Origin of the sequence: Methylotenera sp., from assembly GCF_029945705.1 — a bacterium.
Taxonomy (GTDB): domain Bacteria; phylum Pseudomonadota; class Gammaproteobacteria; order Burkholderiales; family Methylophilaceae; genus Methylotenera.
Genome location: NZ_JAQSDC010000027.1, coordinates 1 through 24,924, shown reverse-complemented (window position 1 = coordinate 24,924; position 24,924 = coordinate 1). Strand labels below are relative to the sequence as shown.

The following is a 24,924-nucleotide window of genomic DNA, read 5'->3' as shown; positions in this document are numbered from 1 at the left end:
TGCATCACTATCTAACATGGTGCGATTAAATCGTATTTTTAGAGGTGCCCATAAGATGAATGGTGTCAATTATTTGACAGTTTGATGTAGATTGTTCTACCTGTGATTAAGTCACTCTAAGTTTAGGTTTTATGGTTGGCAGGGAAAAGCTTGCTGTAAAAGCTTCTGCCATTTAGTAACCCAACCTTTTTGGTGATCCGCATCAACTTCTATAATAGCCGCGCATTGCGCGGTTTTTTCTTGTGTGGATTCCTGTTGTTGAGTAAAACGTTTTGCTACTTCTTTTGGAATAACTTTGTCATTTATCCCGATAAAATGGAGCTGAGGGATACTGCTAATTTTACTAGCGACATCTATTGCGTTTAGTGACTCTGGCATTAAATTAACATGATGAAATTGATTCACGTAAGCATGGTCTAAATTGCCAGCGACTGTTCTTAGGCTGAGTACATCATTACGTTGGGCGGCTAAGAGTACGGCGATAGCTGCTCCGCCAGAGTAGCCAATTAAATGTATTTTTTGTGAGTTATTCGCGCTGATCAATGTTTGCAGCTCATTATTCATTGCAGTGACTACTTTTTGTGAGAAGCGTTGATTTGACCAGTATGCGCTGTTACAAGGCGTTTTTTTGAAATCATTAAACTGGCATGGCCTTGCTAAGTACAATACATTGCTTGCATTATCTTGTGCGGCAAGGGCTAAGCCTATTGCCTCGCGGGGTGTGGGGTCGGTAGATAGTTCGTAGCGAGAAAACCAAGCCAGCCCATCGCCTTCAATATAAACGTTAACAGGCAGGTTGGGGTTGTTTAAGCGCGTGTAGGCGGTTAATACAAAGCCATCATTTGTTGTTATCTGCTTTTTTAAAGCATGATGCTCTGCAAGTTGGTTGGCATGCTCATTAGTGTTTATAGCACTACAAGCGCTTAATAAAACATATAGCGTCACCAATAAAGCTTTTTGCCAAAACATGCTGATTATCTCCGCTCTACCTATATTTCAATTTTTTAGATTATGACCAGATATGAAAAAATAGCCGAGACAAGCTCGGCTATTTTTATTACTTATATGACCTTGTTGAGATGACTAAACGATTAGAAGTCTATTCTTAGTTTAATCGATCCAGTATGTCCAACATAACCACTTTTTACTTCAGCATCATAATTCACTGATAAGTTCTGATGATTTTCTGAAATAAAGTTAATGCCTAAACCAATGTTAGCCGAGTCACGTGATTGGTTCATGCCGTTAGTCGTAAAGCTAGTGCCACCTGCAAACCTTGCTGCAACATCTTGGTTAGTGTCTGCAAACTCATGGTTCCACATTAAGCGCGCATCTGCGGTAGTTTTGACTTTACCGCTAGAGAGAGGTGCTGAAATTTTTGCACCTAAGCCAGAGCGGAATGAATCGCTATCAACGCTAGCAACACTTAAAGCTGCGCCTGAATTGCTGTGGTCTTTTTCAGTATAACTACTTTGGTCTAATTTTACGTAAGTGAGTGATGCCATTGGTGTAATAGTGACTTTGCCTAATTGTATAGGGTAACCACCACCAATTTTTGCAAGATATTGGTCTGCATCGTGCGAGCCAATGACTGAGGCGTTGACTAAGCTAACAAAGCGTTTGGTGTCATATTGATGTCTGCCGTAGCCAAGTGCTGCATCTAGATACCACGCACCTGCGTTCCATGAACCGTATAATGTGCCTTGGTAGCTATCAATATCAGTGCGGTTTGCTTGGGTGGCACCATCACCATCAATACCAGTTGATGCATAAGCTAGCGCACCACCTACACGAAAGTCGCCATTGCCAACAACGGTGTCGGCACCCACTGCAAAACCACCTGTGTTAGCGGTGTAACCATCAATACTATTACGTTTATTTTGGTCACCTTTAAAGCCAAAACCTTGCATCCAAACACCTACGCCTTGAACACTTTCACCTGTTGAAATGCCGCTATTCTCTTTACTCGCAACGCGAGTTTCCTCTTGATGATTAACGATTAAAGCCGAAACATGGTCAACCGCAGCAATGGTCGCTTGCATTGAAGCGTTGTTGGCTTCAGGGCGTAGTTGCTGACCAGCCGTGTTAAGTTGAGCCGTTGTGATTGTAGATGATTGCAATGCTCCACCAACAGTTGAAGCGTTACTGTTAATTAAAGCATCAATGGCCGCTGCACTTCCAGCGCTTACGCCTGTAATGGTTGTTGCACTATTTATAGTATCAACGCCAATTACCAGGTTATTGCTTGCGTTAGTGCTTATCGTCCAGTTGACCAAAGGCGTGTTAATGCTGTCAACGACTGGAGTAGTAGCGCCGCCAGTTAAGGTTAGCGTATTAGCTACTTTGAAATATTCTCCAGCTTTTACCGTCACTAAAGTTTTTGGTGCCACTGTGACAGTTCCAGCACCTGCAGTAGCATCAATCGTCAATACATTACCCATCCCAGCAATATCTGGTGAAGGTGATGCTAAAGTCGAGCCTGCCCCACTACCAGTGATGGTTGGAATTAACGTTGCATTGCTATTCGCGGCAGTTCTAATCGTAATGTTGCCTGAGTAAGTACCTGCATTTTCATAGGTAAAATCTTTAGTACCGAGTAATGTGCCATTGCCACTTGCGCTGTAGGTATTACGTTGGTCTAAATCAATATTACCTGTGATCACGCCTGTTTCTTCGTTGGTAAGAACATGCGTGCCGTTGCTGAAATATAAATTACCAATAATTTGGCCTTCATTTTCAATCTCACTATCAGATTGACCAACATGGCTGTTGATAGTCAAACGGCTGTCTAAGCCCGATAAGCCGCCTTCTGTACTTAGTAAGTAATAACGCAAGGCATTGCCATTGGTCACTAGAATATCGCCTCTAATAATCCCTGTTTCAGCATTTTCTAGCTCTAATGTACGTGGGTCACCAGGGTCAGACACGGCGCCAATCGCAAAGCCTTTATTACCTACGTATTCGATTAAGCCTTCATTGACAATGGTTTTCTCACCAGCGCGCATGTAAATGGCTGCTGCATAATCCCCAGTTGCACGCACTATGCCAGTTTCACTATTGTTGAGCGTGAGTTCTTCTGCTTCCTCCTGCGTGTTAATAGCATTAACTAGTGCAACCGTCTGCGCTGAGAATGTATTGCCACCAATTGACGCCGTTGCTGTTGGATTTGCAGTAGCAGTATTGTTGACTAGCGTGAGAGCGGCAGTACGCTCAGCGCTAATTAAGCCTGAGTTATTGATAACTAAGCCCTCAACCGCGCCACCTTGTTCAATGGCATAAGCAGCGCCGATGCCGTCATGCTTAACGCTAATCACGCCTGTTTTATTGTTGTTGATCAGGTAATCACCTTCAACCGACATGGTGATGCCCTTCACTGATGCTGTATTAGATACTGATGCAAACGGACCAGAGCCTGTTTTATCTGCAATGATTTCTGCTGCAGTAATTCTGCTAGAAATAGTGCCTGAGTTATTGATGACGTTGTTGTAGGTCTCACCACCGATAGTACTAGTTGCGCCATAGTTAGAGACGACCTTGTAGGCCACTGAGTCAGTGCCCGTGCCAGCATAATCAGCAGGTAGAGCGTCTGCAAAGGTAACAGTTTTATTCACAACATCTACAGCAGTAATAATGCGTGTCGTACCATTTGCGAAATCATCGCCATCGTAACGACCAACTACAATAGTTTGACCTACATATGCAGTCGTTGGTGCTGCATTGAGCGTTACGGTTGTTGCGCCAGTTGCTGGTAAGTTAGTGGTTAGTAGAGTTCCTGGATCGTTTTTACTCGGATCTGGCTCACTTGCATTTAGTGTAGCTCCGCCCATCAATACTGCTGTGCGGCCGCGTGAGCCAGTTGTGCCTGTAATCACACGATTATTGATAATGTCACCAGTATTGTTTAACGTCCGACCGTGACCATCAAATTGCAGTAGCACATTATTACCAACCACTGGTGCAGTTGAAGTGCCCGCAACGGTTGTGTTATCCACTAGCGTTGTACCTGCGCCATTTGTAAGGTTTCCTGATGAGCCAGTGCCATTACAAAGCACAGAAATGGAGGTTGCTGCACCAGCGGCAGTTGCTGGAGTAGCGATGCTGCCTGTACAAGCTGCGCTAGCGTTTAACGAAGCTAATGCCAGCATAGGCAAAGCGGCTAAAACGGCAAGGTGTATTTTTTGGTTAATGCGTGTATTGCTATTTTGTATGACCACTGTGTTAATCCCCTAAATTTTGAGTTAATTAATTTTTTTAATGATTAATTTAATTGCGAGGGTCTATTCAGCAAATTTCATACCTAAACGATTATTTAATAAAAACAATTAGTTAGGTATAATTCAAAGCTTTTCAACAAGAATAATGGTTGTATGTAGCCAATAATTGGTTGTCGGATATATTTTGTGGTTGTATACAGCCAACATGGTTAATGCATAATCCCATCCAGTTTTTTTGAGGCCTAGTTGCCTTCAATCTGGTAGAATTACGCTTTCGAAAATCGTATGTTTAGCTGAACTTCAATGACTCAATCTAAAGCCCACACACCAATGGTCTGCCTACGTGGCAGCGCCGCTTTATCTCAATTTCGTATCGAGAAAATTCAATCTCAACTTACCCTGAATGCTACAAATATCAAGCATTTTTATGCTGAGTTTCGTCATTTTATTTGGGCGGATGTTCCGTTAAATGAAGTGCAGCAAAATACTTTAAAAGAGATTTTGACCTACGGACCAAGATTGCAGGCCGAAGACCCACAAGGGGAACTGCTCTTAGTAATTCCTCGCATTGGTACGATTTCTCCTTGGGCTTCACGCGCGACGGATATTGTTAAACATTGTGGCTTAGAGGCTGTGCAACGCGTAGAGCGCGGTATCGCTTATTTTGTGCAAACCAAAAATGGTGAAAAATTAACGCAAGAAGAGCGTCAGCAGCTTTTGCCTTTGATTCATGACCGTATGACGGAGATAGTATTTGCTAGCTTGGACGATGCCGCTAAGCTTTATCACGCCGATGCACCCAAACCGCTAAGTACTGTAGATATTTTGCAAGGTGGCAAGCAAGCACTTGTGCAAGCTAACTCAGAGCTAGGCTTGGCGTTATCGCCTGATGAAGTTGATTACTTGCTAGAAAACTTTCTGCGTATAGGCCGTAACCCAACGGATGTTGAGTTAATGATGTTTGCGCAAGCTAACTCTGAACACTGCCGCCACAAAATTTTTAATGCGGATTGGGTGATTGATGGCGCACAGCAAGAAATATCATTATTCGGCATGATACGTAATACGCATAAGCTTAACCCAGGTAGCACAGTGGTGGCTTACTCTGACAACTCTTCCATTGTTGAAGGGCAGCAATCAGGCGAGAAAACTAAGCGTTTTTACCCGCGTGAAAATGGTGCGTATAGTTTTATTGAAGAAGAAATGCATTACCTAATGAAGGTGGAAACGCATAATCACCCAACGGCTATTTCACCGTTTGCGGGTGCGGCAACTGGCGCGGGAGGTGAGATTCGTGATGAGGGGGCAACGGGTAGCGGCTCTAAACCTAAAGCGGGTTTAACGGGTTTTTCAGTTTCTAACTTAAATATTCCTAATTTTACGCAACCTTGGGAGGCAAATGATTATGGCCGTCCTAGCCGCATCGCTTCACCATTCCAGATTATGATTGATGGCCCACTCGGTGGTGCGGCGTATAACAACGAATTTGGTCGTCCGAATATTGCAGGCTACTTCCGTACTTTTGAGTTGGAATCTAACAATGAGGTGCGTGGCTACCATAAGCCTATTATGTTGGCGGGTGGTATAGGTAATATCTCAGCAAAACATTCTAAAAAGAATCCAATTCCAGCAGGTGCGGCTTTAGTGCAATTGGGCGGCCCAGCTATGTTGATTGGGCTTGGCGGTAGTGCTGCATCAAGTATGGATACAGGTAGCAACGTTGAAAATCTAGATTTTGACTCTGTGCAACGCGGCAACCCCGAGCTTGAACGTAGAGCGCAAGAGGTGATTGACCGTTGCTGGCAACTAGGCGACAAGAACCCAATTTTAAGTATTCACGATGTAGGTGCAGGCGGTATTTCAAACGCATTCCCAGAGCTAGTGAACGATGCTGGCGTAGGCGCGACTTTTCAATTACGCGATGTAAATAATGAAGAGCCTGGCATGTCACCACGTGAGTTGTGGAGCAACGAGGCGCAAGAGCGTTATGTGATGGCGATTGCGCAAGAAGATTTACCACGTTTTAAAGCCATTTGTGAGCGCGAGCGTTGCCCATTTGCTGTGGTAGGTATTGCGACTGAAGAGCGTCATTTAACCGTGGCTGATAGTCATTTTGACAATAATCCAGTGGATATGGATATGTCAGTTTTGCTGGGCAAACCGCCAAAAATGACACGTGATGTTAAAAGCACTGCTAAACAATTACAGGCTTTCGATACCAGTAAAATTGATTTGAAAGAGGCTGCAGCCCGTGTATTAAGATTACCAGGCGTGGCTGATAAAACCTTCTTGATTACCATTGGTGACCGCTCTGTAACGGGTTTAGTGGCACGTGAGCAAATGGTCGGTCCATGGCAAGTACCAGTGGCGGACGTTGCTGTGACTTTGGCTGGTTATGAAACTTACGTAGGCGAAGCGTTTGCGATTGGTGAAAAAGCACCTTTGGCTTTAATCAACGCCCCTGCATCAGGTCGTATGGCAATTGGTGAGTCGATTACTAATATCGCGGCTTGTTTGATTGATGATTTAAGCGTACTTAAACTATCAGCCAACTGGATGGCGCCAGCAGGGCATGCAGGTGAAGATGCCGCTTTGTTTGAAACGGTTAAAGCCGTTGGTATGGAGCTTTGTCCGCAATTAGGCATCAGTATTCCAGTAGGTAAAGATTCCATGTCCATGAAAACTGTGTGGAATTATGACGGTATCAATAAAGCAGTCACCTCGCCGATTTCATTGGTTGTGACTGCTTTTGCAACCACGCCAGATGCGCGTAAAACATTAACGCCACAATTACAAACGGGCACACCTTCTAAACTAATCTTGATTGATTTAGGCGCAGGTAAGAACCGCATGGGTGGTTCAAGTTTGGCGCAAGTTTACGGCGTAGTAGGTGATGTGGCGCCAGATGTCGATGATGCCGCGCAGTTAAAAAATTTCTTTAATACCATTCAACAGTTAAATAAAGCTGGCAAAATTTCAGCCTACCATGACCGTTCAGATGGCGGCTTATTTACTACTTTAGTTGAAATGGCATTTGCTGGACATTGTGGTTTGAATGTTGATATTTCAAGCTTGCAGGGTGATGTGACAAGTGCACTGTATAACGAAGAGTTAGGCGCTGTGATTCAAGTGGCCTCTTCTGATGCAGGCGCAATTGTTAAGCAGTTTAACGGTTTGGCGCATGTTGTCGGTGAAGTTGTTGCGGGCAATCAAATTGAAATTAAGCAAAATGGCAAAGTGGTGTTTAGTGATACACGCGTTAACTTGCATCGTATGTGGTCTGAAACGACTTATCAAATGCAAAAGTTGCGTGATAACCCAGCTTGCGCACAGCAAGAGTATGACCGCCTATTAGACGAAAATAATCGCGGATTATTTGCAGAATTGACCTTTAAGCCAAGTGAAAATATCGCTGCGCCATATATTTCTACCGGCGCACGTCCAAAAATGGCAATTCTGCGTGAGCAGGGCGTGAATGGTCATGTAGAAATGGCTGCATCATTTGACCGTGCTGGTTTTGCTAGCTATGACGTGCATATGAGCGACATTATTGCGGGTAGAGTTTCGCTGAAAGATTTTGCAGGCGTTGTGGCTTGCGGTGGTTTCTCATACGGTGATGTATTAGGTGCAGGTGAAGGTTGGGCGAAATCCATCTTATTCAACGCCCGTGCACGCGATGAATTCTCAGCATTCTTTAATCGCACAGATAGCTTTGCATTAGGCGTGTGCAACGGTTGCCAAATGATGAGTAACTTACAAAGCATTATTCCAGGTGCGGCGCATTGGCCACATTTTGTGAAAAATAAGTCTGAGCAATTTGAAGCTAGATTGGCAATGGTAGAAGTTTTAGAGTCCCCATCACTATTCTTTAACGGCATGGCTGGCAGTAAAATGCCAATTGCAGTGGCGCATGGTGAAGGTTTTACTGAGTTTAAAGAACCTTCTGAAAACTCAGCGGTCAATGAAGTGTTAGCGAAAAAACTGGTGACGATGCGCTTTATCGATCATGCGTCCGCACCAACTACCAGCTATCCGTATAATCCAAACGGTTCTCCACAAGGGATTACTGGATTAACCAGCACAGATGGACGTTTTAGTATTATGATGCCACATCCTGAACGGGTGATTCGAAATGTGCAAAACACATGGCAGCGTTGCGGTGATAGTGAAGATAGTGCTTGGATTCGGATGTTCCGCAATGCAAGAAAGTTTGTTGGATAATTTATAAAAACACATTAACTAGAAGTTTGGAGATTAATTAGCATGAATATGTTTAAAGCAATATTAGCAATGATAGCCTTAAGTTTTTCACTCAATAGTTTTGCGCTTACTGATGAAGAGTACCTACAGTTAACTGATGCAATCAGTACTGGAAACACCAAAGTCGTCAAAAAGTTTATGGATGCAGACCCAAAACTCGTGAATCAAAAATTCTTTGCTTGGGAACCTCTACAAATGGCTGCTTCACATGGCCACTTAGATATTGTGAAATACTTAATCGCTAAAGGCGCAGATAAAGACTATGTGCATCCTGCAAGTGAAAACACAGCTTTCCATATGGCAGCATTTAGCGGCAACGTAGCGCTAATCAAGTTTTTAGCTGAAAGTGGTGTAAATGTGAATTTAAAACTAAAAGGCGATGTTTCTCTAATTCGTTACTTCCGCGATCAAGGGCAACCTGATATGGTTAAGTTGATGGAGTCTGTAGGCGTTAAAGATGACGGTTGCCAAGACGAAAAATGCTTCTAATTTAATGTGATAGTGTAACTATTGTATTTTATTTATAGTCGCGCACACAAAGTAAAAAAACCAATTAGAATGGTGTTTTGAATTTTCTAAAAATACCATGAAGCCGACACAAAACACTTGGTTTAAAAATACTAGATTTAAAAATACTGGTTTTTTAACTTTATTACTGACAACCTCAGTTTGCATACCTCATATCGGTAATGCTGCTGAGGTTTCTGCTTTTTCAGGCACGCCAAATATCCATATACGTCAATTAGCGGCGTCCTGTGCTGCCTGTCATGGCACGCAAGGTAACTCAGTCGCGGCAAAGGGTGACGATGGCGCTAACGCCGTATTAGCGGGTATGGCACCTGCTGAATTCACAGAAAAAATGCTAGGTTTTAAGGATGGTAGCCGTAAAGCAACGGTGATGCATCATCATGCTAAAGGCTTAACGGTGGATGAAATCAATCTGCTTGCTGTGTATTTTTCGCAACAAAAACAAGTTGTAACAAAAGCGCTAAAATCACAAATCTTAAAGGCTGACCATGAATAATGCTAATCACTTTAATCGACGCGATTTTATTAAGTTAGCAGGCGCAGCTAGCGCCTTACTCATTAGTCATAATGGTTTTGCGCGCGCGACTAAACCGCCAGTTGGGCGCGTTGTCATCATCGGTGGTGGTTATGCGGGTGCTACAGTCGCCAAATATTTACGGCTTTGGAGTTTGGGTTCAGTTGAAGTGATCGTGGTGGAACCGAACTCGCAATTCGTATCTTGCCCATTAAGTAATTTGGTATTGGGTGGCAGCAAAAGTATCAATGACTTAACTTTTGACTACGATGCGCTTAAAAATAATCACGGTATAAAGTGGGTGCAAGATACCGTGACGGCAATTGATGCTTCAGCGAAAAAAATCACCATGCTACGCGGTGAGCTTAACTACGATAGATTAATTGTAGCGCCAGGTGTGGATTTTAATTATGACACGCTGCCAACGCTGTTGAGCGCTGAAGCGCAACAGCAGATACCTCATGCCTGGAAAGCTGGTTGGCAAACTGTTAATTTGCGCAAACAATTAGAAGCGATGCCTGATGGTGGTGTATTTGTAATGAACGTACCCAAAGCGCCATATCGTTGCCCACCAGGGCCGTACGAGCGCGCTTGCCAAGTGGCAAGTTACTTCAAAGCGCATAAACCAAAAAGCAAAGTCATTGTGTTAGATGCCAACGCAGAAATCATTTCTAAAAAAGGCTTATTCACTAAAGTTTTTAACGAGACTTATGCAGGTATCGTAGATTATCGCCCAGATAACGCGATAACAAGTGTAGATGTGGCTACAAAAACCGTATCTACAGATTTTGATAAAATTAAAGCCGATGTACTCAATGTGATTCCACCGCAGAGAGCGGGCAAGATTGCACAAATCGCCAATTTGACTGAAAAAGACTATCCGTGGTGCGATGTTAACTTCTTAACCTATGAATCTAAATTAGTACCCAACGTCCATGTGCTGGGCGATAGCGTAGCCGCTGGGTTGCCCAAATCTGCACATATGGCGACGAATCAAGCCAAAGTGTGTGCGAATGCCATTGTGCAATTGTTCTCAGGACAAGCGCCAGACCCTGCACCAGTATTCGCTAACACTTGTTATAGCTACGTGACAGATAAATCCGCAATGCATGTAGCCAATGTATACCGTTATGACGAAGGCAAAAAAATGATGATCTCTGCCGAAGGTGGCGGCGTATCCATGAGCCCGAGTGAAAAAGAGGGCGCATATGCAGTGGCTTGGGCGCAAAATATTTGGGCAGATACTTTAACTTAAGACATCCTTTGTTAACGCCAAGTAACTACCTCTTCAGTCGGCCTTCTCGTTTTAACTTTTGGTTCGTTCACTCTATAGCCAAAAGCCACCATGTAAGAAGCACCATATTGCGTGGTATCAATGCCAAAGTCTTTCTGTAAAACAACATCAGTTTCAGCCTGTTTAAAACCTTCAATCGGGCAGGAGTCTATGCCAAGCATCGCGGCTACCGTCATCATGTTGGCTAGTGGAATATAGCTTTGCTTCGTAGCCCAATCAAACAGCTTTCTATCATCGCTTAAATCAAAATCTGATTGTTGAAGCTCTCTGTAAAACTTACTTCTCAATTCAATCACATCATCAGATAGATGCTGTACATTTTTCATAAAGTCTTTGATATATGGACTATCATGCTTTAAAAAATGCGATTTCATAGTTAAACAAACAACGTAATGACTGGCGGTTTCTAGCTTTTTAGTCGCGCCCCAAGCGCCATTTTTAAGCTTTTCTCTTAACTCGGCATCTTGCACCACGATAAAATGCCAAGGCTCAAAACCAAAGGAGCTTGGGGACAAGCGAGCTGTTTCTAAGATGAAGTCCATATCATCTTTAGTGACTTTTTTGCTAGGGTCAAACTCTTTGCAGGCATGGCGAAATTGAAAGGCTTTTAAGATTTCTTGTTTAGTCATTTTATTTACTTAAATTGTAAAGTGTTGGTGCTTTAACACTTGATTAATGTGAGTTTGAGACCAATATTATAATGGTTACGGTGCAACTAAGCATTAGCATGCGCTTTGACCTTAACAAAATCTAATAAGTAGAAAAATTATTAAAATTTAAATTAGGCTATGTTAAGGTCACAACTCAATATCTGCTTAAGAACTAAAATCTACTCTTCATATACTAACTGTTAAAGTAGAGATGTGGAAATCACTTATGAATGACATCAGGAGTCAATCAATGATCAGTTTTACAAAAAAAATAGCGGGTTTACTGTTGCTTGTGAGCCTTTCAACATCAGTTTTCGCTGTTGAATCGAGTACAAAAACTTTGTTATATATCAGCCCGAATGATTACAACTACAGCGTGCATCTGCTGGCACCATACTATGAGTATTGGTTTGCGCAAGGCCCATTGGTTGAACCTATTGCTTTAAAAGCCTTGCAAGATAAGCATGGTGAAGTTGCATTATGTCAGGCCAATGAAACTGCTGATACGATTATCCGCATCAAGCCCAGTGTTTTTTATAACCCGCAGATGCATGTTTATCATAGCAAGCTGATTGCTACTGTGTTCTCAGGCAAAGGTGATGTACTCGGCACTTATGTGGGCGAGGCACAACAGCTTGGTTATACCAGTTTTGATAATGGTACTAAATACCATCTTAATAAAGTTTATAGTTTAGCCATGCAAAACTTAATGACCAAACTCTCTATTAATCCTTCGCCTGATGGCGTTAAATCAGAAGCTAAGTTGCCATGTGGTTTAATTGGCGCGCAAAATGACACTAGAATCAGTTTTTATTAGGTATCGTTAGCGCTGCCACTTATCAGTTTTAAAATCAATAGGAAGTAAATCATGCAAAAAAAATTAATACTAAGTTCGTTAATGTTGGCATTTCTAGCCACGGGTTGTGCAACTGAAGTGAAAAGTAATCAAGGTGTGATGCAAAAAATTACTGGTTTGAAAACACCAGAGTCAGCGGTTCAGGCTAAAAATGGCAAAATATATGTTTCTGAAATCAATGAGTTTGGTAAGGATGGTGACGGTCAAATTACTGTGATTGAAAATGGCAAGAAACGTGTATTTGCAGCAGGTTTGGATGATCCAAAAGGTTTAGCTATTATTGGTAAAACTTTGTACGTAGCCGATAAAACAAAAATCATGAAAATCGATTTGGATGGCAAAGTAGAAACATTTGTACCTGCCAGTGCATTTCCAGTTAAGCCTAAATTTTTAAACGACTTGGAGGCCGATCCTCAAGGTAATTTATACGTAAGCGATAGTGGCGATTTGTTTGGTGCAGGCAAAGGTGGCGCTATTTATAAAATTAGTCTGAAAGGTGAAGTGAAATTGCTGATTAACGATGTGCAAGATGCACGTGTTAAAGCGCCAAATGGCTTGCTTGCCGATGATACCGGCAAGGTGTTAATTTACGTTGATTTCGCTTCGGGCATACTTTACAGCTTAAATACAGAAACCAAAGCGCTCAACGATATTGCAGAGGGTTTTGGTGGTGGAGATGGCTTATTGCATCGCTCTAACGGCACAATGTACGTGAGTGATTGGAAAAACGGCAAAGTATTTAGTGTAAACACCAAAGGCGATGTTGCTCTAGTAAAAGGCGGCTATCAATCAGCTGCGGATATTGCGATTACCAAAGATGAAAAATACATTATGGTGCCAGACATGAAAGCGGGCGAGTTAGATTTCATCCCTTTGCAATAATTGTGACTGAAATATTGTTTAAATGACCTCAAGTGCTACACAGATAGAACTTCGCCAAGCGGCTTTTAATTGCTTGGCGGAAACAAACGCCGTGATAAAAGCCAACGCAGTGCGCCAGCTTGCCAGCAATTGGTTAGCTGGCAATATTTTGCTAGACGGTAATCAATCTATTGCGGCACATTTGCCAGTCCCAGGCAGACCTGAAAAACCACAACTTATCGCCCCGCGATTACTCAAACACCGAGCCATGAACACGCTAGAAGGCCGCGTGGCTTTGATTCATGCGCTTGCCCATATTGAGTTCAACGCCATTAATTTGGCCTTAGACGTGATTTGGCGCTTTGCAGAAATGCCTGCGCAGTTCTATGCAGATTGGCTTAAAGTCGCTGATGAAGAGGCCTATCATTTTAGTCTGCTGAATGCACATTTGCAGACCTTGGGGTTTGATTACGGCTATTTTGATGCACACAATAGCTTGTGGGAAATGGCAGAAAGAACTAAAGGCAGCGTGCTAGCTCGCATCGCTTTAGTGCCACGTACCATGGAAGCGCGTGGCTTAGATGCTTCGCCACAGCTGAGAGCCAAGTTGGCGCAAGTAGGTGATGTAGCAGCAACCGAAATATTAGATATTATTTTGCGCGATGAAATTGGCCATGTTGCCATTGGTAATTATTGGTTTAATTGGCTTTGCGAGCAAAGTAATTTAGAACCAGTGATTACTTACCGACAGCTCGCAGAGCAATACAGTGCACCCAAACTACGGCCACCCTTTAATATGGACGCAAGGCGGCAAGCGGGATTTACGGAGGTTGAGCTTGAGTATTTAGGCGCGCTTTAAGGGCCTAATGAGGCAAGTAATCAACCTAGTAAAATGAATGTTAGTTTAGGTAAAATTTAGAGCTTTATGATTGCTATAATTTAAAATGGTTTTATTTAAATCATTAGACAGTTTGTCACAAAATTGTCAGTCAATGCGGTGATACTCTTAGTCTCTACTCTATTTTTGATAAAAACTTAAACCAAAAACTTAAACCGAAGTTCAGTCAATCAAAACGCAACGCTAGAAAAGTATTTCTCAGCTTCAAGTTATTTTATGATCACTCAAATCTCAACACTGCAGTCCAGTACTCACTGGCAGCTCATCACACATCTTGGTTCGTCGAGCTTATTGATGCCTATCATGGTCATTACAGTGATTAATCTTTGGCTATCTAATCAAAAACAAGTTGTTTATTTGTGGATGGTGGCGCTTGGTTTAGCCGTCACTTTTACGACAATTACTAAAGTCATGTTCTTCGGATGGGGAATAGGCATTGCGCTGCTAGATTTTACTGGGGTTAGTGGACATACCCTGCTAGCGACTTCTATTTATCCCATATTGTTTTACTCGGCGTATGGTGGAACGCAAACAAAGTATAGAAACATTGGATTGTGGTTCGGTATAGTGCTTAGTCTTTTAGTTGGTGTGTCGCGTATTGCTACTGGTGCGCACAGTATTAGTGAAGTTATTCCAGGGTGGGTTTTGGGTATGCTAGTCTGTGCATTGGTGTTAGACGCAATGAATCAGCAGCGTCAACGCTTAGCCTATCTGCAAGTGATGGCCTTGATTTGTTTGTTGGTATTTGGCTCAATAATGCCAAATTACATTCCAACGCATGATATGGAAATAGAGCTCGCTTTATTCATGTCTGGTCGTAATGAGCCATATACACGCGCAGATTTAATATCAACGCAAATTCTAGGTCAAGTCAAGTTACAAAAGATTAAATAACACGTTGCTTTGCTCGCAGTAGTTAATATGAGTTTTGGTTAGGTATTAAGAAGGTTTGCTACGCCATCTAAACCTACATAGTTCAACGCGTAAGTGGCTTGAGCCTGTACGATAGGTTTTGCATGGTAGGCAATACCAATGCCTGCTGCATCCATCATTTTGAGGTCATTAGCACCATCGCCAATCGCAATGGTTTGCGCTGAATTTAAGCCTAATTTGTCGCGTAGGTTAATGAGTTCATCTGCTTTGGTTTGCGCATCGACAATGCGGCCTAAAATTTTACCCGTTAATTTCCCGTCTATAATTTCTAAGGTGTTAGACACGGCATAATCCAAGTTCAACATTTCTTTTACGCGATCAGCAAAGAAAGTAAATCCGCCAGAAACCAGCAAAGTGTTAATGTTGTTTGCTTTACAGGTGGCTATCCATTCAACCGCACCAGGATTTAGCTTAAGGCGTTCATTCAATACGCGCATTAAGTCAGACTCTTGCAAGCCTTTAAGTAAAGCCACACGTTCGCGCAGACTTTGTGCAAAATCTAATTCACCTTGCATGGCTCGTTCTGTAATCGCAGCGATTTGTGGTTTGATACCGACCATATCGGCAATTTCGTCGATGCACTCAATACTAATGAGTGTGGAGTCCATATCCATGACACATAAGCCATAGTTTTTAAGAAGCTGCTTATCTTCCACATACGCACAATCAATGTTTTGTTGCTTACAAAATTGTTGTAATGCTTCGATTGGTGTGTTCTGGTTGGCAAGGTAATAGGCATGTTCAGCAATTTGAGTGAATTGAACACTGGTTTCACATAATTGATGAATATGTGCCAAATGTGAAAAAGTAATCGCAGATCCGACGGAAGGAGCTTGGTTTTTTGCAGCTTGAATAACTAGACGCATGGCTTAAAAGTTTTGTTAAAAAAGTAATTATACACTTGGCACATATTGTAAATGACTAAAACACATAGAATATCAAGCCAATGCTAGCGCATTTGGCTGTTTTGCGCGAAAATGTGTATTACTTTTAATAAGAACATTATTTTATGAATTTGCACGAATATCAGGCCAAAACTTTACTGCAAAAGTACGGCATTCCAGTTCCTCGTGGGCAAGTGGTTACTGTAGCAAAAGACACTGCTGCTGCGACTACAGAAATCACCAGTGATGCATGGGTTGTGAAGGCACAAATCCATGCGGGTGGGCGTGGTAAGGCTGGCGGCGTTAAGTTGGTTAAATCAACCACAGAAGCGCAAGCGGTTGTGAGTGAGCTTTTAGGCAAAACTTTGGTGACCTACCAAAATGCGCCCGATGGCCAACTAGTTAACCAAGTGTTGATTGAAGAAACCTTGCCTATCGCGCGCGAGCTTTATTTGTCTATGCTGGTCGATAGAACGCTTGAGCGTGTGGTGATTATTGCTTCAAGTGCTGGTGGTATGGATATTGAAGAAATCGCCCAAACTAGCCCTGAGAAAATCTTGGAGGAAGTTTGTGACCCACTAAACGGTGTAGTGGATTTTCAAGCACGTAATTTAGCGTTTAAGTTGGATTTAGTCGGCGATCAAATTGGTGCCTTCACTAAAATCTTAAAAGGCTTGTATCGCTTATTCAAAGAAAACGATTTGGCTCTACTCGAAATCAATCCATTAGTGGTAACTTCTGAAGGCAAGTTATTTGCCTTAGATTGCAAAATGAGTATTGATGATAATGCTTTGTATCGCCAAAAAGCTTTGGCTGAGCAACGTGATTGGTCGCAAGAGGATAGTAAAGAAGCGGTCGCGCATCATGCTGGTTTAAACTACATCGCGCTAAACGGTAATATTGGTTGTATGGTGAATGGTGCAGGGTTGGCCATGGCAACGATGGATTTAATCAAACTGCACGGCGGAACGCCTGCTAACTTCTTAGATGTGGGTGGTGGCGCAACGGCTGAAACCGTGACTAAAGCATTCAAAATCATCTTGGCAGACAATAACGTTAATGCCATTTTAGTGAATATTTTTGGTGGCATCATGCGCTGCGACATCATTGCAGAAGGCATTATTACAGCAGTTAAGGATGTTGGTATGCAAATTCCTGTCATCGTGCGTTTAGAAGGTACCAATGTGGATTTAGGTAAACAAATGTTGCAAACAAGTGGATTGAATATTATTTCAGCAAATGGTCTGACAGATGCTGCTGTACAAGCTGTGAAGGCTGTAAATAGTCAGGCGGTTTCAGTATGAGTATCTTAGTCAATAAAAATACCAAAGTACTGTGCCAAGGTTTTACTGGTAAACAGGGCACATTTCACTCAGAGCAAGCGCTTGCTTATGGCACAAAAATGGTCGGTGGGGTTACGCCAGGTAAAGGTGGAATGTCTCACCTAGGCTTGCCTGTGTTCAACACTATGCGCGATGCTGTGAGAACAACAGGCGCAACAGCGAGTGTGATTTATGTGCCACCAGCTTTTGCTGCAGATTCAATTTTAGAGGCTTGTGATGCGGGCATAGACTTGATTATATGTATCACGGAAGGCATTCCTGTATTGGATATGCTTAATGTGAAAGCTGCTTTAAAAGCGAATGGAACCAAGTTAATCGGCCCAAATTGCCCTGGTGTGATTACGCCAGATGAATGCAAAATCGGCATTATGCCGGGCAGTATTCATATGCGTGGCAAAGTGGGTATTGTTTCTCGCTCTGGTACGCTAACTTATGAAGCAGTTCATCAAACTACTGCGCTAAACTTGGGTCAAAGTACTTGTGTGGGCATTGGTGGCGACCCAATTAAAGGGCTTAATTTCATTGAGTGCTTGCAAATGTTTGAAGCTGATAGCGAAACTGAAGCGATTATTATGGTCGGCGAAATCGGTGGTTCAGACGAAGAGGCCGCAGCCGAGTATATTAAAAGCCATGTCACTAAGCCAGTTGCAGCTTATATTGCAGGGCAAACAGCACCTGCAGGCAAACGCATGGGGCATGCTGGCGCGATTATCTCAGGCGGTAGCGGTAAAGCGGTTGATAAGATTCGTGCGCTTGAATTAGCTGGCGCAGTGGTGGCTAGTTCACCCGCTGGTTTGGGTGAGGCAGTGTTAGCTGCGATTAATAACAAAAATGCTTAACTTCTAACTTAATTGAACTCTAGCTTAATGGAACTACAGGGAACCAATCATTTAAAAATTATATGCACACTCTACTTAAACATTTCTCTGCCGCTTTATTCCTCATTTTTAGTTTGGTGTTGCCTGTTCATGCAGCAGAGGATGTTTCGTATCTTCTAACGGCTGCTTCCAAGGGCGATGTTGCCACGGTGAATGCAATGTTATCCAGCGGTGCCAATGCCAACGCAAAAGATGAGGATGGGGTAACAGCTTTAATGTACGCCGTTCGTAAAGATAAATTTGATGTTGCCGCCGCGCTAATTAGCAAAGGCGCTGATGTGAATGCTAAAGATAACGGTGGCTGGACACCATTGATGTATGCCGCTAAGAAAAATCATTTCACCACGGCCGAGGTGCTGTTAAAGAACGGGGCAGATGCTAAGGTGCGCGATCCATCAGGTTGGAGTGCTTTTGGTATTGCTGCTGTGTCAGGCTTTTCAGAGATGGTGAGTACTTTGCTGAAGCATGGTATAGATGTCAACACCAAGAGTGATGATGGTAAAACGGTATTGATGCATGCCGCTAAAAGTGGCGATATTCCAACGATTACTGCGCTGCTAGATAATAAGGCCGATATTCAGGCGCAAGATAGTTTAGGCCTCACTGCGCTAATGGTGGCAGCGCGTCAAGGCCATGCGCCAGCCGTTCAGTTATTGGCTAAACGTGGTGCTAACGTCAATCAAAAAGATCTTTCAAAATGGACGGCACTTACTTGGGCTGTAAAGAAATCCCAACTAGACGCAGCGAAAGTACTTTTATCGGCCGGTGCTAATGTGAATAATTTAGACTCAGAAGGCACGCCATTGCTGCATGTTGCAGTCACTAATAAGAAGCCTGATATGGTGAAGTTGCTTTTAGAAAATAATGCGAAAGTTAAAGCAAAAGACCAATATGGCTTAACTGCCTTGGTTTACGCGCTTAAAGCACAAGATGCAGAGATTGTTGCGTTGATTAAGGGTGCTGGCGGCAGTTATTAGTGACACTTCGTTGATTGTTTTGATTTACCTCTAAAAAGAATAACACTTACATAATGAAAATAGCTATCGCACAAATGAATTGTTTAGTGGGTGATATTGCGGGCAATGTAGCTAAAATCATCGCTAATGCAGCCCAAGCAAAACAACAGGGCGCTACATTGATGGTGACGCCTGAGCTTTCGTTGTGTGGTTATCCGCCAGAAGATTTATTACTACGTGAAGATTTTCTAAAAGCTTGCGATGTTGCCTTAGAAAAGCTCAGTGCTGCGATAACTGATATTACTGTGATTGTTGGACATCCACACCAAGTGGATGACGAATGTTTTAATGCTGCATCGGTATTGCAAGATGGCAAAATCATTGCCACATACCATAAACATGCCTTACCTAATTACAGCGTATTTGACGAAAAACGCTATTTTACTGCTGGCGGAGAGCCTTTAGTTTTTGAGCATGATGGCGTGCAGATTGGCGTGTTGATTTGTGCTGATGTGTGGGAGCCAAATCCTGCAGCATTGGCCAAAGCAGCTGGTGCTGAAGTGCTGATTGCCTTGAATGCATCACCATTTCATATGGAAAAGCAATCGACCCGCTTAGAGATTCTTCGTGAGCGCGTATATGAAACTGACTTAGCTATTATTTATGCCAATATGGTGGGTGGGCAAGATGAGTTGGTATTTGATGGTGCGTCATTTGTATTAAACTCAGAAGGGGATTTAACCCAGCAATTGCCAGCTTTTGATACAGTACTAGAAGTAGTCGAATTTAATGGATTGCAGCCAATTGCTGCAATCGTTACGCCGCAGTTGTCGATAGAAGCGTCTGTATATAACGCCCTAAAGTTAGGTTTGCAAGATTATGTACATAAGAATGGCTTTCCTGGCGTCGTGTTAGGTTTATCTGGTGGCGTTGACTCTGCGCTCACCATGGCGATTGCAGTTGATGCGCTAGGTGCTGAAAACGTGCAAGCAGTGATGATGCCATCCGAGTTTACTGCGGATATCAGTGTGAGTGACGCTGCTGAAATGGCTAGTTTACTTGGCGTGAAGTACAGCCAAATACCAATTGCTAATCTTTATGAGAGTTTTAGGCTAGCACTTGCTGGTGAGTTTAAAGATTTACCTTTTGATACCACAGAAGAAAATCTACAAGCACGCATTCGCGGTATGCTATTGATGGCAATATCCAATAAATTTGGCAGCATTGTCGTCACTACCGGCAATAAAAGTGAGACAGCTGTCGGTTACTGCACGCTTTACGGCGATATGGCTGGCGGCTTTGCCTTACTGAAAGATGTGCCGAAAACTTTGGTCTATAGGCTTTGTGAGTATCGCAATAACTTATCTAGAGCCATTCCACAGCGCATCATCACACGCCCACCGACTGCAGAATTACGCGCGAATCAATTAGATCAAGACAGTTTACCGCCATATGAAGTGCTAGATGTTATTATTGAAGCCTATGTAGAAGATAACTTAAGCGCTAAAGATATTATTGCGATGGGCTATTCGCCGACTGATGTGAACCGTGTGATTACGCTAATTGATAGAAATGAGTATAAACGCCGCCAATCACCAGTAGGCGTTCGCATTACACACCGAGGTTTTGGAAAAGATAGACGCCATCCGATAACAGTGAGACTAGATTTTGATATACACTTAAAGTAATTACAAAAATAAATTTAATGATTATATTAAGTTAACTAATAACCATTTTGGAGCTCAGCAAATATGAAAAAAATCGAAGCAATTATCAAACCCTTTAAATTAGACGAAGTGCGTGAATCGTTGTCAAATATTGGTGTTAACGGGCTAACTGTAACAGAAGTAAAGGGTTTTGGTCGTCAAAAAGGCCATACTGAGCTATACCGCGGTGCTGAATACGTGGTTGATTTTTTGCCTAAAATTAAATTGGAATTGGTCGTAGGGGATGATTTATTAGAAGCTGCAATTGATGCCATTATTAAAGCAGCACATACAGGTAAAATTGGCGATGGTAAGATTTTTGTTAGCACTGTTGAACAGGTTATTCGTATTCGTACAGGTGAGACAGGCGAGTCAGCCGTATAAATAGTTTTGGTAGGAGCGAGGGTGCCTTACTCCTACTCTGTTAGTTTCAAGCCACATGTCTACCATTTTAAAAACCATCCTCTTACTCACTATTTCAAATGTATTCATGTCGTTTGCATGGTACGCACACCTAAAGAACCTCAGTCAGAAACCTTGGATTATCGCCGCCCTCATTAGCTGGGGCATTGCAATTATGGAGTATATGTTTCAGGTGCCAGCAAACCGTATAGGATTTACCGTAATGTCTCTAGCGCAGTTAAAAATATTGCAAGAGGTGATTACGTTGTCGGTATTCGTGCCTTTTGCTGTGCTTTATATGCATCAACCGCTTAAGCTAGATTTTTTGTGGGCGGGCGTGTGCTTGATGGGGGCAGTTTACTTTATGTTCAGAACATAAAGTAACGATTAACGCTATTGACGACATATTGGTTATTCGATATTTAGTAGAGTTTCTTTATATATCGAACTGCTGTCCCAAAGCTTTATCCAGTTAATAAAGTCGCTTGCGGGCATGGGCTTAGACATATAGTAACCTTGACCAGAATCGCAGCCCATGCTTCTTAGTAGATCCCACACAATATGGTTTTCAATGCCTTCAGCAACGACTTTTAGTCCTAAGTTGTGTCCTAAATCAATCGTTGATTGCACGATTTTCTTATCGCTTTCATCCTGCTCCATTTTTAAAATAAACGATTTATCTATTTTCAACTCATTAACGGGTAGGCGTTTTAAGTAAGCCAAAGATGAGTAGCCTGTGCCAAAGTCATCAATTGACAATTTAATATTCATGCCTGAAAGTTTGTCTAGTGTTGCGAGGGCGCGCACAGGGTCGTCCATAATGCTGCTTTCAGTAATTTCTAGTGATAATGAGCTGTTATCAATATGATACGTTTCGAATATGGCATTAATTTTTTCTGGTAACTCTTGATCGATTAAATCTCGAGTAGAGATATTCACAGCAATAGGATAATGCAAATTCATGGTATTCCAGATTTGACTATATCTTGCCGCCTCATTAAGCATCCACTGACTAATAAGCTGTATGTACCCAGTTTGCTCTGCAAAAGGGATAAATTGGTCTGGAAAAATAAAACCTTTTTCGGGATGTTTCCATCTGACTAATGCTTCTAATGACGTGAGCTTACTAGTGGCAATATCAATCTTAGGTTGAACGTACATGATGAGTTGGTTATCAGCAATCGCATTTTTAAGCTCAGAAGCCATCGATAAATTTGCAGAGCTATTCAAATCATAGCTTTTATCAAAAACAATCGTTCCAACTTTGCTTGCTTTAGCTACATACATAGCCATTTCAGCCCTTGTAAGTAGCTGAGCTTCATTATCAGCATGCTTCGGGAATGTAGCAATGCCGATGCTTGCGCTGACATCAACAGATTGCATACTAATTAATATTGGGTTCTCAAAACTTTTAGATATTTCATCGGCTAGTTTCAACCCAACCTCAGAGTCGGTATCATTCAGTATCATTGCAAACTGAACACCCGCAATGCGAGCTACAAAATCTTGCTCTCTGGCCGTAGCTTTAATCTTCTGTGCGATAACACGTAGAATCTCATCGCCAGCATCATGACCTAAAATATTGTTGATTTGCTTGAATCGATTTAAGTTTAGAACAAGGATGGTCAGTTGCTGATTAGTCACTTCAGCTTGTTCTAGTGCTTTATTTAGTCTCAGCATGAATGAGGTTCTATTGGGTAAGTGTGTTAATTCGTCAAAGTAGGCTAACCTTGAAATGCTTTTCTCTCTAATTGAAATCGCTTCACTCATGCTGCTAAAACTACGACTAAGCTCGCCAAGCTCATCGGATCTATCTGACGTGATGGAAACTTCATAATTACCTTTTTCTAGACTTTTAGCTAGATCAACTAAGTCAATGATAGGCTTGGTAATGAATTTAGAAACATAGTAAATGCTAATAGCAAATATAAGTACGCCAAAAATAGTTAAAATTAATAAGGTAAGTTGTAGGTTTTTATAGGGAGCGGTTGCCTCGTTTATAGAGCGCTGCAGTACTGCATAAAGCACCTGATTTGAGTTGTTTATAATAGATACATAGCGAGAGCCAAATGAAGTGCCATCAATATCGATTTCTCGGTTCATTACTTTTGCATCTATTAGATTTGATTTCTGAGTCATTACGCTTTTAATTGAAGGACCAGTTAACGTGGATGCGGTTAATGACCAGTTTCCATCATTTGCCTCAGTGACGAAAGTGACTTCAAGATTACTTAACTTATGTAATTTTTCTGCTAGTGTGTTATCAATTTTAAAGCCCATGATAATCCAGCCTATGGTTAGAGGAGCTTTGATAGGAACCGCTACAAGCTGGTATGGCTGATTCTTAAAGACTGCAAAACTTCTCGTGTCTGGATTTTCTTGAACACTTTCTATAAGTTTATAAACAACAGATTGAATTTCATCATGAGATAAATTTCCTGAAACGATTAGATTGTTGTTTTCAGAAGTATAAAATACTGAAATATCAGCGCCTAGACGTTTTTGCTGGTTACTAAGTGCAGATAAAATCGTTTCATTGTCATGCGAGCCAATTGCTGCCCTGAAGCCATAATCAATTGCAAGAATGCGTGCACCCTGACTTAAGCTTTCACTATTTTGATCAAGTAAGCTTACAAATACTTTTTCACCAACTGTCAACTGTTCACTCACAGATGCACGAGCATTTTTCTCGATGCTCTTTCTAATGATGATGGATCCTATAATCTGGATGCTAAGAATAAGCAGCAAAAATATTAAAGTAATTCTTGTATTTAGTTTTTTAAATTTCATTAAGCGATATGTTTGATTGAGGAGTAACTTGATGAAGTTAAATTGAGACTTTAGTGTCTATTACCATTTTGATAGTGCCAATATCTTTGGTGGATACTTGCCTGTCAACAGTCACATTCTCTTTTTTTAATCCGTAATGCCATACTTTCAACAGGTAGTCTCCATTAGGCACATCGCTAATTTTGACTTTACCGCTAGCATCTGTTTTAGCAAAGTAGGGTGTATCTACAATATAAACAAAGGCAAGCATTTGGTCATGAATATTGCAACCGAGTACAACTGTACCAGCTTTATCAAACACCACAGGTGTACTTGGCACGCCTGAATATAGTTTTAATTCGAAAGTTTTGGCAGGTGAGAACGAGTAAATATGATGCCTTACAGAGTCTTTGTTCGGGAAAATAATAGTGCTGCCAGCTTGTATCACTGTGACTAATGGAATAAATGTTTTATTTTTTTGAGCAATTTCTGCTTGGTTTTTTATGAATGGTGCGGTTTTATCTTTTGGTTCTAAATACACCACAGCGTTTTCTATAGTAGCGCCAGCAATATTAGTTACTTGAACTTCAACTTCTGCAGCTTTTGCAAATGAACTTAACATGCATGACAGTATGAGAGCGCCAAGAAAATATCGACGCATCGCATGTTTGGGAGTGGTCATAAAAGTTTATCCTAAATTATAATTACTGGGTACTGACTATGTCACGCTTCATTGGAGCCAAGATTTTAAGGAGCTCATTTTTCTCTCTGGTGTTGGTGTGCCTGCTTAGAGACTCTCGAAATACTGAGACAAATAACTCAAATTCAGCGGTTGATATTTTTGCGTCTTTGTGTGAATTTACCATTGTTTCACCATCGTATTCACAACCACCACCAGTCAATTTGCAAATTTGACTGACGACACTTGACCCCTGTTGAAAAAAGTGGACACTTTTTATCGTATAAAATGACGAAAAG

Annotated in this window: 20 protein-coding genes and 1 pseudogene; 14 read left to right on the top strand and 7 right to left on the bottom strand. The window is 42.0% G+C overall.

Features of this window, described 5'->3' with window-relative positions; translation table 11 throughout:
* Positions 1–129 precede the first annotated feature (129 nt).
* Together PSU78_RS05910 and PSU78_RS05905 are read right to left on the bottom strand one after the other, a co-directional pair.
* Positions 130–969, bottom strand: coding sequence for an alpha/beta hydrolase (locus PSU78_RS05910; RefSeq protein ID WP_300385656.1), 840 nt, complete (start codon positions 967–969; stop codon positions 130–132).
* 122 nt (positions 970–1,091) lie between these two features.
* Entirely contained in the window at positions 1,092–4,214 is a 3,123-nt protein-coding gene (locus PSU78_RS05905) for an autotransporter outer membrane beta-barrel domain-containing protein (RefSeq protein ID WP_300385653.1), read from the bottom strand.
* Positions 4,215–4,517: 303 nt separating this feature from the next.
* On the opposite strand from PSU78_RS05905, the gene purL reads away from it, so the two are divergent.
* The 4 genes from purL to PSU78_RS05885 all read left to right on the top strand — a co-directional run bounded on the left by purL (position 4,518) and on the right by PSU78_RS05885 (position 10,771).
* Positions 4,518–8,435 carry a phosphoribosylformylglycinamidine synthase gene (purL, locus tag PSU78_RS05900; RefSeq protein ID WP_300385650.1) on the top strand — a complete coding sequence of 1,306 codons (3,918 nt, stop codon included), beginning with the start codon at positions 4,518–4,520 and terminating at the stop codon, positions 8,433–8,435.
* A gap of 42 nt (positions 8,436–8,477) precedes the next feature.
* Positions 8,478–8,963 carry an ankyrin repeat domain-containing protein gene (locus tag PSU78_RS05895; RefSeq protein ID WP_300385648.1) on the top strand — a complete coding sequence of 162 codons (486 nt, stop codon included), beginning with the start codon at positions 8,478–8,480 and terminating at the stop codon, positions 8,961–8,963.
* 97 nt (positions 8,964–9,060) lie between these two features.
* Positions 9,061–9,498 (top strand): hypothetical protein, encoded by a 438-nt coding sequence (locus PSU78_RS05890; protein ID WP_300385645.1) that lies wholly within the window; start codon positions 9,061–9,063, stop codon positions 9,496–9,498.
* Positions 9,491–10,771: an NAD(P)/FAD-dependent oxidoreductase gene (locus PSU78_RS05885; protein ID WP_300385642.1), complete on the top strand. Its 1,281-nt coding sequence runs from the start codon at positions 9,491–9,493 to the stop codon at positions 10,769–10,771. Before PSU78_RS05890 ends, PSU78_RS05885 begins: the two co-directional genes overlap by 8 nt.
* An 11-nt stretch (positions 10,772–10,782) precedes the next feature.
* On the opposite strand, the gene PSU78_RS05880 is transcribed toward PSU78_RS05885, so the two are convergent.
* Entirely contained in the window at positions 10,783–11,439 is a 657-nt protein-coding gene (locus PSU78_RS05880; RefSeq protein ID WP_300385639.1) for an NAD(P)H-dependent oxidoreductase, read from the bottom strand.
* A gap of 271 nt (positions 11,440–11,710) precedes the next feature.
* On the opposite strand from PSU78_RS05880, the gene PSU78_RS05875 reads away from it, so the two are divergent.
* The 4 genes from PSU78_RS05875 to PSU78_RS05860 all read left to right on the top strand — a co-directional run bounded on the left by PSU78_RS05875 (position 11,711) and on the right by PSU78_RS05860 (position 14,969).
* Complete coding sequence (locus PSU78_RS05875) at positions 11,711–12,277, top strand: hypothetical protein (protein WP_300385636.1); 567 nt, start codon at positions 11,711–11,713, stop codon at positions 12,275–12,277.
* A gap of 51 nt (positions 12,278–12,328) precedes the next feature.
* The gene (locus PSU78_RS05870) at positions 12,329–13,198 is read left to right on the top strand and encodes an SMP-30/gluconolactonase/LRE family protein (RefSeq protein ID WP_300385634.1); all 870 of its coding nucleotides are present in this window, start codon (positions 12,329–12,331) and stop codon (positions 13,196–13,198) included.
* A gap of 22 nt (positions 13,199–13,220) precedes the next feature.
* Positions 13,221–14,036 (top strand): ferritin-like domain-containing protein, encoded by an 816-nt coding sequence (locus tag PSU78_RS05865; protein WP_300385631.1) that lies wholly within the window; start codon positions 13,221–13,223, stop codon positions 14,034–14,036.
* A gap of 255 nt (positions 14,037–14,291) precedes the next feature.
* A complete protein-coding gene (locus PSU78_RS05860) occupies positions 14,292–14,969 on the top strand; it encodes a phosphatase PAP2 family protein (RefSeq protein WP_300385628.1) in 678 nt (225 codons plus the stop codon).
* Between the two features lie 38 nt (positions 14,970–15,007).
* Here the strand turns inward: PSU78_RS05860 and serB are convergent, their stop codons facing one another.
* On the bottom strand, positions 15,008–15,874 hold the full coding sequence (serB, locus tag PSU78_RS05855; RefSeq protein WP_300385625.1) for a phosphoserine phosphatase SerB: 867 nt from the start codon (positions 15,872–15,874) through the stop codon (positions 15,008–15,010).
* A 143-nt stretch (positions 15,875–16,017) separates the two neighbouring features.
* On the opposite strand from serB, the gene sucC reads away from it, so the two are divergent.
* The 6 genes from sucC to PSU78_RS05825 all read left to right on the top strand — a co-directional run bounded on the left by sucC (position 16,018) and on the right by PSU78_RS05825 (position 21,556).
* Positions 16,018–17,196: an ADP-forming succinate--CoA ligase subunit beta gene (sucC, locus tag PSU78_RS05850; RefSeq protein ID WP_300385622.1), complete on the top strand. Its 1,179-nt coding sequence runs from the start codon at positions 16,018–16,020 to the stop codon at positions 17,194–17,196.
* Positions 17,193–18,074 carry a succinate--CoA ligase subunit alpha gene (sucD, locus tag PSU78_RS05845; RefSeq protein ID WP_300385619.1) on the top strand — a complete coding sequence of 294 codons (882 nt, stop codon included), beginning with the start codon at positions 17,193–17,195 and terminating at the stop codon, positions 18,072–18,074. Before sucC ends, sucD begins: the two co-directional genes overlap by 4 nt.
* Positions 18,075–18,136: 62 nt before the next feature.
* On the top strand, positions 18,137–19,090 hold the full coding sequence (locus PSU78_RS05840; protein WP_300385616.1) for an ankyrin repeat domain-containing protein: 954 nt from the start codon (positions 18,137–18,139) through the stop codon (positions 19,088–19,090).
* A gap of 53 nt (positions 19,091–19,143) precedes the next feature.
* Positions 19,144–20,757 carry an NAD+ synthase gene (locus PSU78_RS05835; RefSeq protein ID WP_300385613.1) on the top strand — a complete coding sequence of 538 codons (1,614 nt, stop codon included), beginning with the start codon at positions 19,144–19,146 and terminating at the stop codon, positions 20,755–20,757.
* A gap of 63 nt (positions 20,758–20,820) precedes the next feature.
* A complete protein-coding gene (locus PSU78_RS05830; protein WP_300385610.1) occupies positions 20,821–21,159 on the top strand; it encodes a P-II family nitrogen regulator in 339 nt (112 codons plus the stop codon).
* Positions 21,160–21,214: 55 nt separating this feature from the next.
* Positions 21,215–21,556 carry a DMT family protein gene (locus PSU78_RS05825; protein ID WP_300385607.1) on the top strand — a complete coding sequence of 114 codons (342 nt, stop codon included), beginning with the start codon at positions 21,215–21,217 and terminating at the stop codon, positions 21,554–21,556.
* A 32-nt stretch (positions 21,557–21,588) separates the two neighbouring features.
* Here the strand turns inward: PSU78_RS05825 and PSU78_RS05820 are convergent, their stop codons facing one another.
* The 3 genes and pseudogenes from PSU78_RS05820 to PSU78_RS05810 all read right to left on the bottom strand — a co-directional run.
* A complete protein-coding gene (locus PSU78_RS05820; protein WP_300385604.1) occupies positions 21,589–23,967 on the bottom strand; it encodes an EAL domain-containing protein in 2,379 nt (792 codons plus the stop codon).
* Positions 23,968–24,004: 37 nt separating this feature from the next.
* Positions 24,005–24,628: a methylamine utilization protein gene (locus PSU78_RS05815; protein ID WP_300385601.1), complete on the bottom strand. Its 624-nt coding sequence runs from the start codon at positions 24,626–24,628 to the stop codon at positions 24,005–24,007.
* A 22-nt stretch (positions 24,629–24,650) separates the two neighbouring features.
* Positions 24,651–24,924 (bottom strand): annotated as a pseudogene (locus tag PSU78_RS05810) (group 1 truncated hemoglobin); the annotation flags it as partial.